The 12,758-nt window shown below is 54.2% G+C and carries 10 protein-coding genes; 6 read left to right on the plus strand and 4 right to left on the minus strand.

The features are described from left to right. Nucleotides 1-13 precede the first annotated feature (13 nt). The 4 genes from G565_RS0114520 to G565_RS0114535 form a co-directional block, all read right to left on the minus strand. Nucleotides 14-1,384, minus strand: a complete 1,371-nt coding sequence (locus G565_RS0114520; protein WP_028671553.1) for a sigma-54-dependent transcriptional regulator — start codon at nucleotides 1,382-1,384, stop codon at nucleotides 14-16. Continuing rightward, nucleotides 1,381-3,204 carry a sensor histidine kinase gene (locus G565_RS0114525; RefSeq protein ID WP_028671554.1) on the minus strand — a complete coding sequence of 608 codons (1,824 nt, stop codon included), beginning with the start codon at nucleotides 3,202-3,204 and terminating at the stop codon, nucleotides 1,381-1,383. The genes G565_RS0114520 and G565_RS0114525 overlap by 4 nt, the downstream gene beginning before the upstream one ends. Before the next feature lie 194 nt (nucleotides 3,205-3,398). Next, on the minus strand, nucleotides 3,399-5,585 hold the full coding sequence (locus tag G565_RS24290) for a TRAP transporter permease (protein WP_037339442.1): 2,187 nt from the start codon (nucleotides 5,583-5,585) through the stop codon (nucleotides 3,399-3,401). A gap of 86 nt (nucleotides 5,586-5,671) precedes the next feature. After that, nucleotides 5,672-6,649 carry a TAXI family TRAP transporter solute-binding subunit gene (locus G565_RS0114535; protein WP_425413978.1) on the minus strand — a complete coding sequence of 326 codons (978 nt, stop codon included), beginning with the start codon at nucleotides 6,647-6,649 and terminating at the stop codon, nucleotides 5,672-5,674. A gap of 389 nt (nucleotides 6,650-7,038) precedes the next feature. Here G565_RS0114535 and ispE point away from each other — a divergent pair, with 389 nt between their 5' ends. The 6 genes from ispE to G565_RS24295 form a co-directional block, all read left to right on the plus strand. After that, nucleotides 7,039-7,902 (plus strand): 4-(cytidine 5'-diphospho)-2-C-methyl-D-erythritol kinase, encoded by an 864-nt coding sequence (gene ispE / locus G565_RS0114540; RefSeq protein WP_028671556.1) that lies wholly within the window; start codon nucleotides 7,039-7,041, stop codon nucleotides 7,900-7,902. Between the two features lie 93 nt (nucleotides 7,903-7,995). Further along, the gene (locus tag G565_RS0114545; protein ID WP_425413979.1) at nucleotides 7,996-8,922 is read left to right on the plus strand and encodes a ribose-phosphate pyrophosphokinase; all 927 of its coding nucleotides are present in this window, start codon (nucleotides 7,996-7,998) and stop codon (nucleotides 8,920-8,922) included. Nucleotides 8,923-9,042: 120 nt separating this feature from the next. Further along, nucleotides 9,043-9,678 (plus strand): 50S ribosomal protein L25/general stress protein Ctc, encoded by a 636-nt coding sequence (locus G565_RS0114550; RefSeq protein WP_028671558.1) that lies wholly within the window; start codon nucleotides 9,043-9,045, stop codon nucleotides 9,676-9,678. Between the two features lie 158 nt (nucleotides 9,679-9,836). After that, nucleotides 9,837-10,427, plus strand: a complete 591-nt coding sequence (pth, locus tag G565_RS0114555) for an aminoacyl-tRNA hydrolase (protein WP_028671559.1) — start codon at nucleotides 9,837-9,839, stop codon at nucleotides 10,425-10,427. Nucleotides 10,428-10,452: 25 nt separating this feature from the next. Beyond that, nucleotides 10,453-11,544, plus strand: coding sequence for a redox-regulated ATPase YchF (gene ychF / locus G565_RS0114560; protein ID WP_028671560.1), 1,092 nt, complete (start codon nucleotides 10,453-10,455; stop codon nucleotides 11,542-11,544). A 158-nt stretch (nucleotides 11,545-11,702) separates the two neighbouring features. Next, nucleotides 11,703-12,758, plus strand: a 1,056-nt coding sequence (locus tag G565_RS24295; RefSeq protein WP_051207962.1) for a methyl-accepting chemotaxis protein, incomplete at its 3' end; no start/stop codon positions are given.

A 12,758-nucleotide genomic window follows, 5' to 3' on the forward strand; every position in this document is an offset into this window, starting at 1 on the left:
GCTGCAACTTACCCTACTCAGCGCCACCGTCATCTTTGAAACGGGCCTTGTCGAGGCCGTGTTTTTTCATCTTGTCGTAAAGTGTTTTGCGCGCCAGCCCCAAGTGCACCATGGTGTCCTTAATACTCCCCTGGCAAGCTTGCAATGCACTCTCCAGCACAGAGCGCTCAAAGGCATCGACCACCTCGACCAGCGTTTGCCGGCCCGATACATCGGTTGAATCGTTGCCCTGGGCATCTTCCAGAGCACTCGGGCCCATCAACACGTATCGTTCGGCCCGGTTGCGTAATTCGCGCACATTACCCGGCCAGCTGTGGCGCAAAAGCTGCCCAACCTGCTGTGTATTGAGCGGTATACTCTCCCGATCGTACCGCGCAGCGGCAATCAACGCGAAGTGATGGAACAGCATCGGAATGTCTTCCTTGCGTTCACGCAACGGCGGAATGTCTATTTGAATAACATTCAGGCGGTAATAGAGGTCCTCTCGAAAGTCGCCACGCTCGCTCAGGGTTTTCAAATCGGTTTTGGTCGCCGCGATGATGCGAACATCAACTTCAATGCTGGTGTTGCTGCCAAGTCGCTCAACCTTGCGCTCTTCCAGAACTCGCAATAGCTTTACCTGTAACGGCAAAGGCATGCTTTCCAGTTCGTCCAGAAAAATGGTGCCTTTGTGAGCGTGCTCGAATTTGCCAATCCGCTTCTTGTCTGCGCCGGTAAAGGCACCGGATTCGTGGCCGAACAATTCGCTTTCTATCAGATTCTCAGGCACAGCCCCGCAATTGATCGCCACGAAGTTATGCTGACTGCGCGGGCTGGTCTCATGAATGTACCGGGCAATGGCATCTTTGCCAGCGCCGGTTTCGCCGTGCAACAGAATATCCGCCGAGGTTTCAGCCAGGCTGTCGAGCATCGACATAACCCGTTTCATGCTGGCCGATTCCCCTCCCAGCAAACGCGGACCCGGGCGGACAAACTGCCGAAGCTGGGCTTTAAGCATGCGGTTTTCCAGCGCCAGCTGTCGCTTTTCAATCGCACGTTTAAGCAACTCGATCAATTCATCGTGGTTGAACGGCTTTTCAATAAAGTCATAGGCTCCCTGTTGCATCGCTGTCACTGCGGTGCTGATGTCTCCCTGACCGGTCAGCATAATGACGGGGATTGTTTCATCAATAGCCCGTACCCGAGTCAGGACACCCAAACCATCCAACCCGGGCATGTGGTAATCACATAACACCACGCCTTCAAAATCCGGTTTGAGTTCGGCCAGTGCCGACGCCCCATCCGGGTACCCGCGAGCCGTTAACTCCTCCAGTGCCAATGTCTGCAACATGACTTGCCGCAGCGCTGACTCATCGTCAATAAACATTACATCGATTGCAGTCATTCCGATGTCTCCCTTCGATTCAGCTCTACGATAAATTCAGCCCCCCGGGCATCTGTCCGGTTTCGCCCGGTCAGTTGCCCACCCAGCGCATCGACAATTTGGCGGGATATGGACAACCCCAGTCCCAAGCCCTGTTTTAGCGATTTAGTGGTGAAAAACGGCTCGAATAGCTGCTCGGTATTGGCCGGCAAACCCGGCCCATTATCCAATACGCGACACAGCCACTGACCGGACTTTTCAACCAGCTGTACCGACACGGTCGGCTGCTCGCTTGACTCGACAGCGTGCAATGCATTGGCCACCAGGTTCACCAGCACTTGTTCGATACGAATCAAATCACCGTGGACATAGGCGGGGTGGTCAGGCCGCTGCCAGTCGATCTGAACGCTGGCGCTGTGATCCTGAGCCTGAATGATCTTCAGTGCCGCATCGATGGCCAGACGCAAATCTACCGTCGATGGCGGGCCTTCCGACTTGCGAGCAAACACTTTGAACTGTCGGGTCAGCTCGGCCATTTTGTCACATAAGCCCACTATTTCGCCCAGGTTAGCTTGCACCGTCTCTGAATCTCCGCGCTCCAGAAACCGCCGACTGTTGCGCGCGTAAGCCTGAATGGCGGTCAAAGGTTGATTCATTTCGTGATTGAGTCCGGCCGACATCTGGCCCAACACCGCCAGTTTGGCGGCCTGAATCAGCTCTTGCTGGGTTTCTTTCAGTTCCTTTTCGGCACGTTCACGCTCATGTATTTCAGCCTTAAGTTGCCGATTTGAAGATTCAAGGTCGGCCGTTCGTTCAGCGACCCGATGCTCCAGTTGCACCCCTCGCTCTGCCAGCTCGGCCTCACGCCGGTAGCGCTCACGCAGATACAGCCAGGTTAGAAAACAGCCCAGATAAACCAGGGTCCCGGCAATCAAAAATTGCACCTGAGTCCAGAGGACCTGATCGGTGCCGATCAATACCCGCAGTGTCCAGTCCAATTGTGGCAACGGCGTGTCAACGCTGAGGTATTCCTGCTGCCTATCGCCAGTATTGATGGCTACCCGAACCGACTGTTCGCCCAACCCCCAGGGACGCCCGCGTTCAACCTTGGAAATCGGCGTCAACGGTTCATTGAAGTAACGGCGCTGAGCCCGAATATCGGCCAGTCGCTTATCGGGGATGGGCTCAAATGCGCGGTAGAGCCAATTCGGGCGACTGGCTAAAAAGCTGACTCCATCCAGATCCAGCACCACCATTTCCGCCACAGAGAACGATTCAGGCCGGCGCCACTGTGACTCCAGTTCGTTGACCTGAATCTTAACCGCGATCACGCCCAGCGGACGGGTGGGATCCTGATCCGATGTGACTGTATGCGAAAAATACAAGCCGCGTTCGTTAGTCGTAATGCCAAGAGCATAGTAAAGCGCTGCACTGTTGCGCTCCATAGCCTCAAAGAAATAAGGGCGAAAGCTGAAATTCCGGCCGATGAAACTGGTCGGCAATTCATAGTTATTGGCAGCGATGGTCAGCCCGCTGGTGTTCATCAGGTAGACATCTGAACTGGCGACAATGGTCGCCATGCGCTTCATTTCTTCATTCGCAGCCAGCACCAGATCGGGGTTATCGGGCTCACGCAACACATCCAGCATCACCGGATGCTGCGCCATAAGCTCTGGAATGGGCCGGTACCGGTTCAGTTCATTGGCAACCAGTTGGGAATAACGGAAAGATTCATCCAGACTTTCCCGTTCAACCTGCCGATACCCCATCCAGGAGCCGAGCAGCCATGACACCAGGCAGGTCAGAACAAACAACAACAGGCCCCAGGTACGGTATTTCATGCTCGGTTCCCAATTCAATTCCTGGAACTGCCAACTGACATTATTAGCAGTATGCTGATTCTACCCGATTTAAAGCCCACCAGTGACCACGAACGACGCGTCACCAAACGCAATTCCGAGCGTAAAAACTGAAAAACCCGCAAGCCGGTAGCGGCTTACGGGTTTTGCGTCAGATCGCGTTAACCAGTACGGCTTCAGGACTGAGCTTGAACCAGACGACCATTGATCAACTTTTGTACAAAGTACGCAATGGCGCCCGCTGCGATGCCCGCCAGGTCAGTATAGATACCACCTTCGATCATCAGAAAGGCCGCCACGATCAACAGTATTCGCAAATACCATGGCGCTGCGTACCGCAGGAACCAGGCCTGCACACCGGACGACAGCAGATAAACACCCACAATGGCTGTAATCAGCGCGCGAACAATGGCCAGGGGCTCGGCATCCATCAACAAAGCACTGTTATAGAAGAACATAAATGGCACGATAAACGCGGCCAGGCCCATTTTGAAAGACGCCACAGACGTCGCCATGGCTTTTGCCCCGGAAATAGCCGCCGCGGCGTAGGAAGCCAGCGCTACAGGCGGAGTAATCGCCGACACAACCGCAAAATAGAACACAAAAAAGTGCGCGGTTAATGGCGGTATGCCCATTTGTACCAGGCCGGGGGCGACGACTGAAGCGGCAACTGCATAAGCAGCGGTTGTTGGCATGCCCATGCCCAGTAAAATTGAAATGCACATGGCAAAAAACAACGCCAGCAACTGGCTCGCTTCGGCCACGCCTAACAGCAAAGAGCTAAACCGTGCACCCACACCTGTCAGCGAAATGACCGCAACAATGATACCGGCACAGGCACACACGATGATGATCTGGATCGACATATAGGCCGCGATTTCCAGTGCCTTCAGAATCGATCTGATCCCCATCTTGTTGGGCGATATCCAGCTCACTACCGCAGCAGAAACGGTTGCCAGAGTACCGGCACGGATCACCGAATACCCCATAAACAGGGCCCCGATCAAAATGATGATGGGAATAAACAAGTACACCTGGCGCACCATGCGACGCAGTGAGGGCAATTCATCATCACGCATGCCACGCATACCGGTTCTGGCGGCTTCCAGGTCCACCATAAAATAGACCGAGGCAAAATAGAGAATGGCGGGAATGATGGCCGCTATCGCGATTTCCGTATAAGGAATACCGGTTATTTCAGCCATAATGAAGGCACCGGCACCCATAATAGGAGGCATAATCTGCCCACCGGTGGAGGCGGCTGCTTCAACCGCACCGGCTGAGGTTTTGTTGTACCCCACTTTCTTCATCAGTGGAATGGTCAGCGAACCGGTAGAAACAACGTTACCGGCACTGGTGCCGTTGATCATACCCATCAGACCTGATGCAAAAATTGCGACCTTTGCAGGGCCGCCACGAGCCCGACCGGCCATGGCAAACGCAAAGTTCACGAAATAATCACCGACTTTGGATGCCTGCAGAAAGGCAGCAAAAATAATAAACAATATTATGTAAGTAGATGACACGGCTGTCGTTGGCCCGAGCACACCGGCGTCGGTGTACACCTGGCTGAAGAAGCGCTGTACGCTCAGCCCCGGGTAACCCAGGAAGCCTGGTAGATAGGGCCCAAAGAAAACATAGCCAAGGAACACCAGGGAGATGATCACCAGCGCATAACCGGCAACGCGTCGCGTCAACTCAAAAATCAACGCTGTTCCGGCAACTGCCGCAAAGGAAATACCAACCGGAGCGAAAGATGTGCCAGTGCTCATACGGATGGACGTGTTGAACACGATCACCAGGTAACTGGCCACCGACATTGAACACACCACCAATACCAAATCAGGAATTGAGAACACGCCCCGGTTACGGCGATGCAACCAGCTCAATACGATGCCCAGGCCGGTAACAGTCAGTAGCGGCCAACCAAAGCGCCAAACTTCCATCTCAACCGGTAAGCGCAAAGCGCCGCCCGACAGAATATTTTGCATGATGGCTGTTTGAATCAGGATATAAAATGCAGGAAGCAGGAGTGCGACACCCGCCCAGGTTGTCCATGTCGGACCCTGCTCACTTTTACTGTCATCGGTAAAGCGGGCACCGGAAAACAGGATAAACCCAAGAATAGAAGCACCGCAGACGTGAAGAATACGAAATGCCCAGGTTTCCAGCGGAGCAATGTTCAATGTATAGAGGTGAAACGCCGAATAAAGAATCGACAGCGCCATAACCAGCCAAAGCGTCGGACCGGCAAACATTCGGCGGTTCGGCTCTACCGGCTCGTCATCAACCCCTGCCGCTACGACCACATCTTCGATGGATTCGACGTCTGTCGACTCGGGAGCATTTTTTTCAGTTGTCATAAGTCTGACCCATACCCAAACAGGCAAACGGGTGGCCCTGGGGCCACCCTATTTTTTGGAACAAAGGCTTTAAAAGGCCCGAATGATTACTTGATCAGGCTCGCATCAATGGAGTAGCCATTTTCATTAAACCAGCGCGCTGCACCCGGATGAAACGGGATAAACGTGTTTTTGTCATAGTTCGCTGGAATTGAGCTACGGGCTGAGTTGTGAATAGATACCATCTGCTCATTGTTTTCCATGGTCAGCTTGGTTGCTTCATAGACAAAGCTCTCCGGCAATGTGCAGTCTGCAATGGCGAAATTCCACATTGAAACGGCCCGCGCATTTTCGGTAAGCGTCGTATAGGTGCTGGCAGGAATACTGAACTCGGACACCGGGAACGCGCCCATGACAGTGTTCATTTCATCTTCAGTAAATTCAATGATGTTCACATCTGTCTGAACTTCCAACTGGCTGACAGCCGGGATGGGAATACCCGCGGCAAACGCGATCACGTCAAGCAGACCATCCTGTAATTGGGTACCCAGGTCGCTCCAGCCACCATTTCGACGTTCGAAATCTACGCCCAGCGTCTCCAGCATGGCAGGGAAGTATGTATCTGACGTTGAACCAGCCGGACCAAATCCGATTCGAGCACCCGCCGGGATATCACTGATGCTCTCAATTCCGGAATCAGACAATGCAGTGACGGAGAACGGTGTTTGGTACATTGGAAACATGGCACAGACGTTGTCCATCATCAAGCCCGGAGCCAGTGGACTGTTACCATCAATTGATTCGCGGGCAGGACCCATGGTGGTCAAACCAAATGCCACTTCACCAGTATGGACTAACGCCATGTTCTGCATGGGGCCACCGGTTATTTCCGAACCACCACTGACGCCGAGGTTTTCAGCCACAAAGTTAGCCCAGCCAGTGCCGTATGCGAAATAAGTACCACCCTGGCTAGCGGTGCCAACGGTGAAATTAGAAGGCCAGTCTGACCGGTCTTCAGCGATCGCTACGCCAGCGGTCATCACAGAAACAGACAGTGCTGCGAGGGCAAACATGCGTTTGGACATCATAGAGAACTCCAGTTTGTTGTTGTCGTTGTCGTTAATACCTGGCTGATCACCAGTGTAGTTCGTTATTGGACTTATTCGAGCGCGCAAACATCCGGTTTCACTTCGGCTATTGGCTCGGCGCACCAAGGTGGTAGCAAGCACCGGGCCAATGCACCGAAACCAGGCAAATAGTGGCTTTCAGAGCAGAGACCAACTGGGATTGGGTCAGCCCTTACCCATGGCTGCACAGCATATGGGTGCATGCCCACCCATTCCCTGAGGATACGGTCAGACCGACCGACATCCAGCCGCTGTGCAAGCCCATTTCGGAGCAGTCAGACTCACTACAATCGGGTAAGCTTGTCATCCAGACCCCAATCCACTCATGCGACACAGGAGCCTGACCGGTGCTAACCCTGCCCGCGCCCGCGAAACTGAACCTTATGCTTCACATTGTCGGTCGCCGGCCGGATGGTTATCACAGCCTGCAAACGCTGTTTCAACTGCTCGATTCCGGCGACGTTCTGACACTGGAGGCTCGCCCCGGTCCGGACATCGAACTGTCTTGCACCACCCCCGAACTGGCCACAGCGGATAACCTCGTGATGCGTGCTGCCCGGGCTCTGCAGGCATACACCAAGTGCCAATCAGGGGCCCGACTGCATCTGGATAAACGTCTGCCATTCGGTGGTGGCCTGGGTGGTGGAAGTTCTGACTGTGCGACGGCTCTTTTGGGGTTGAATCACCTCTGGTCGCTGAACCTCTCGGTCGATGTGCTGGCGAGCATAGGCCTGTCTCTGGGGGCCGATGTCCCTGTGTTCGTGCGCGGACATTCCGCCTGGGCCGAAGGCATCGGCGAGGTACTAACACCCGTTGAAATGCCTGAACACTGGTTTGTGGTGGTAAACCCGAGTATTCACGTCAGCACGGCCACATTGTTCGGCCATCCTCAATTGACACGCCATACCCCAGTCAGCACAATACGCTCCGCACTGGCCGGGGCAGGACACAACGATTTCGAACCGCTGGTCAGAGCACTCTACCCCGCAATTGACCGAGCCTTTCGTGAGCTCAATGAACTGAGCAACGGCACGGCCGACACAGTCAGACTCAGCGGGAGCGGATCCTCTATGTTCATAAAGACGCAAAGCGATATGGCAGCCCAACAGATTCTACGCAGCATTAGAGATCAATATCCCGGCTACAGCGCCTTTATCGCCCAGGGTGTGAATCAGTCGCCTTTGCAGCGAACCCTGGCCACACAGGCCTGATCGCAACACCGGTTTCCAGACAGGTGGTTGCGAGAACCACCTGTCGTACGTTCAAGTAAACGCCAACAAAGGTGGTTCGAAGTGTCAAAAATGATGGTATTCACGGGGAGTGCCAACCCCGAACTCGCCAACCAGGTGGTTGAGCGTCTCTGCATTCCCATGGGTGACGCCACCATTACCCAGTTCAGCGATGGTGAAACCGCCATTGACATCAATGAGAACGTCCGGGGTGCCGACGTTTTCATCATTCAACCTACCTGCGCACCAACCAACGACAACCTAATGGAAGTCATCTTACTGGCGGACGCCCTGCGCCGCGCTTCTGCAGGTCGGATCACGGCGGTAATGCCGTATTTTGGCTACGCCCGCCAGGACCGCCGTCCGCGCAGCTCACGTGTTCCCATTTCAGCCAAGGTGGTGGCAGACATGCTCACTGTGGTCGGCATCGACCGCATTCTGACTGTTGACTTGCACGCTGACCAGATTCAGGGGTTCTTCAGCATTCCGGTCGACAACATCTATGGTTCGCCTATTTTACTCGACGACATCCAGCGTCAGGATTTTGAAGATTTAATTGTAGTATCACCCGACGTGGGCGGCGTTGTGCGCGCCCGGGCGGTTGCCAAGCAATTGGGGGCTGACCTTGCCATCATCGACAAACGTCGACCTCAGGCCAATCAGGCCGAAATCATGCACATCATCGGCGATGTGAAGGATCGCACCTGCGTCATTGTCGATGACATGGTCGACACCGCTGGCACGCTTTGCCAGGCCGCAGAAGCACTGGTCAAACACGGGGCCCGTAAAGTGGTCGCCTACGCCGTGCACCCGGTGCTCAGTGGCCCCGCTGTTGAGCGTATCGCCGGTTCAAATCTGGAATTGGTGGTGACCGATACGATTCCCCTCTCGGATGCGGCAAAAAACTGTGCTAATATCCGCCAGCTTTCTATGGCAGGGATTCTAGCTGAGTCCATGCGCCGTGTTAGCAATGAGGAATCAATCAGTGCAATGTTCCGTTAATTCGAAGCATTTACCGACTTTTCCCAGCTAAATTCGCCTATCGGGAGTCACCCGATACTTTTAAAAACGGTACCGCCCAGACTGGTCGCGGTCTGTGGTACCTATATTTGGAGAAACACCATGTCCGATTCTTTTGCATTAAACGCCGAAGTGCGTGAGCTTGCAGGAAAGGGTGCGAGCCGCCGCCTGCGTAAAGAAGGCAAAGTACCTGCCATCATTTACGGTGGCGCCAAAAACCGCAAGCCGACCAGCCTGACACTGGAAGCTCGTGAACTGGTCAAGGCACTGAAAAACGAAGCCTTCTTTTCTCACGTCCTGACCATCAACATCGATGGCAAGGAAGAACAGGCCATTTTGATGGACCTTCAGCGCCACCCTGCCAAGGGTCACCCGCTGCACGCTGACTTTGAGCGAGTTACCAAGTCAAGCGTGGTCCACAAAAAGGTACCGTTGCACTTCACTAACGAAGACCAGTGCAAAGCGGTGAAACTGCAAGGTGGCAAGATCCAGCACAGCGCCACTGACGTTGACATCACCTGCAAAGTCAGTGACCTGCCTGAGTTCATCGAAGTCGACATGGCCAAGATTGAATTGGGCACTGTCCTTCACCTGAGTGACCTTGTGTTACCCAAGGGTGTCGAACTGGTTGAATTGAACAAAGGCGCCGATCATGACGCGCCCGTCGTATCCATCGTCAAGCCTGCCGGCATCATTGACGATGCAGATGACGCAGAAGAAGACGCCGCTGAAGAATAAGCGCCGTCTTCGGACTGTTAAAAGGGCCTCTGGGCCCTTTTTTTGCTCAGGCTGACTGCAACTTCCATGCAGCAGCCTGAGGTTCACCCAGGCAGCTTGGAAAATGAACGCCATTCTCCAAACTGCTTTTATCTTCAAGGTTGCACAGTGGCACCCTCATGAATGACCCCATTGAGATGATCGTCGGGCTGGGTAACCCCGGAACCCAGTACGACCATACCCGGCACAACGCCGGCTTCGAGTATATTGATGCCCTGGCTGAATCAGTCGGCGGCCAATGGAAGCTCGACACTAAGTACCAGGCACTGATCACAAAAGTTCGCATCGCCGACTCAGACATCTGGCTGCTCAAACCCATGGCCTTCATGAACCGCAGCGGCCAAAGTGTTGCAGCCGTCGCCCAGTTCTACAAGATTCCGGTCGAAAGAATCCTGGTCGCCCATGATGAACTGGACCTGCCTGCAGGCGTAGCCCGTCTCAAGCAAGGCGGCGGCCACGGTGGTCACAATGGCTTGCGGGACATCATCGCCTGCCTGGCGAACAATCGAAATTTCTATCGGTTACGCCTGGGCATCGGCCATCCCGGTTCGGCAGGTCAGGTCGTTAATTACGTATTGTCAAAGGCACATCCTGACGACCGTATCAGCCTGGCCCGAGCCCTCGATGCAGCAGTCGACCAGACGCCATTGTTCGTGGCCGGGCACTGGCAAAAAGCCATGAACCAATTACACCAATTCAAAGCAGACTGATCTCTGCCTTCAGGAGACCCTCAGCATGGGCATTAAATGTGGCATCGTCGGACTACCCAATGTCGGTAAATCCACCCTCTTCAACGCCCTGACTCAGGCGGGTATCGACGCGGAAAACTTCCCGTTCTGCACCATCGAGCCCAATACCGGTGTTGTTCCGGTCCCGGATCCGCGTCAGGACAAGCTGGTCGAGATCGTTAAACCAGAGCGTACCATCCCGACCACAATGGAATTCGTGGATATTGCCGGCCTGGTAGCGGGTGCTTCTAAGGGTGAAGGCCTGGGGAACCAGTTTCTGGCCAACATCCGCGAAACCGACGCCATTGCCCATGTTGTCCGGTGTTTTGAAAACGACAACGTGATTCACGTCGCCAATAAAATCGATCCGGCGTCAGACATAGAGATCATCAACACCGAGCTGGCTCTGGCAGACCTCGACATGCTTGAAAAACAGTTGCTCAAGCTGCAAAAGAAGGCCAAGGGACAGGACAAGGACGCCATCCGTCAGGTAGCCGTACTGGAAAAAGTACGGCCCGCACTCAACGAAGCGCGTCCGATTCGAAGCGTGACGCTGACCGATGATGAAAAAAGCGACCTCAAGCCGTTCTTTTTCCTGACCACCAAGCCCACGCTCTATATCGCCAATGTCGATGAAGACGGCTTCGAGAATAATCCCATGCTGGACCGCGTTCGGGAAATAGCGGCAGAAGAGAATGCGGAGGTCGTAGCCATCTGCAATAAACTCGAATCTGAAATCGCTGAACTGGAAGACGATGAAAAAAACGAGTTTCTGGCCGATCTGGGTATGGAAGAACCCGGTTTGAACCGGGTTATTCGAGCAGCCTACTCCCTGCTTGGCTTGCAGACCTATTTTACCGCGGGCGTTAAAGAGGTTCGCGCCTGGACCGTTAAAGTGGGCGCTACAGCTCCCCAGGCTGCCGGTGTTATTCACACCGACTTTGAAAAAGGCTTTATCCGCTCAGAAACCATCTCTTACGATGACTTTGTGGCCTACAACGGCGAAGCTGGCGCAAAAGAAGCAGGCAAGTGGCGCCTGGAAGGTAAGGAATACATTGTTAAAGACGGCGATGTGATGCATTTTCGCTTCAACGTCTAGCAGGCCATTGAAATTCTCTGATTTTCAACAGCCAGTGCCGGGAACACGGATGTTCCCCGGGGAGTCTACCCCCGAATACCCCCCCACCTTAGTGGAATAGACATTTCCGGTTGGCATGCTAGTTTAGGCAGTAACGTCTCAACAGAAGACCATTATCGATGCTGCCTTCACTACTCTCCGGACTCTTTCTGGGCCTCCTCGCCTGGCTGTTGCTCTTCACCCCCCTCGAATCCTGGCAATATGCCATAGCCGTCTCACTCCTGGTCATTGCCAGCCATGAAGTTCGCCGTCGGCTGAGCGGCCACCAGGTCAAGGCAAACACTCATGATCAACCGATAAGCACAGACTCTGAGTCTCTGACGCACATAGCAGGTGCGGCCCAGCGCATTGCAATCGGTGGTGCCACACTGTCCAACTTTCTAGACAAACTGGCCCGTGCACTGGCGATGCAGGTTAAACACGCACAACAGGTTGCCAACCGCATAGAAGTGCTTGAGTCGTCGGGTGCCCACCTGTCGTCAAACGTCAGCCAATCTCATGAACACGTTTCAATAGCAACACAAGACATGAGCCGTATCGACACCGCACTGACCGACATTGCAGGTCAGCGTGATGCCTTGCTGACGCAAATGGAGAGCACAAACGCTGTATTGACCGAATTGAAAGACAAAGCCGATTCCATCAGCCACATAACCCACACCATCAATCAGTTGGCCGACCAGACTAATCTGCTTGCATTGAACGCGGCGATCGAGGCAGCACGAGCCGGTGAATATGGTCGCGGCTTTTCTGTGGTCGCCGATGAAGTGCGCAACCTGGCCAACAAGACCAGTGAAGCCACCAAAGGAATTGAAACCCTGCTCTCCAGAGTCTCTGCAGACAGCGTCAGCTCCGTTGCGGCCATGTCGACCCTGAGCGATATTGCCAACGCCATGTCAGCTCAAATCAGCCAGGCCAGTGAAGACGTCAACAACACCGCTGAAAGCACCCGAAAAGCCAGTGAGGCGATGGAGTCGGTCAGCGAGTCACTGATACTATTCGATGAGGCGAAAGGAGGGATAGCAAGTGACGTTACAGCCCTGCATGATTCCATTACCCGCATCGACAAAGACCTGGAAGAAACCTCGGCTAAAGCGATTCAGTTAAGTCATGAAACCGAAGACATCTTCCGTCAGCTTCACGACTTTGAGTTGGACGACCGGAACCATAGAATC

The organism is Saccharospirillum impatiens DSM 12546 (assembly GCF_000423605.1).
GTDB classification, from domain to species: Bacteria; Pseudomonadota; Gammaproteobacteria; order Pseudomonadales; family Natronospirillaceae; genus Saccharospirillum; species Saccharospirillum impatiens.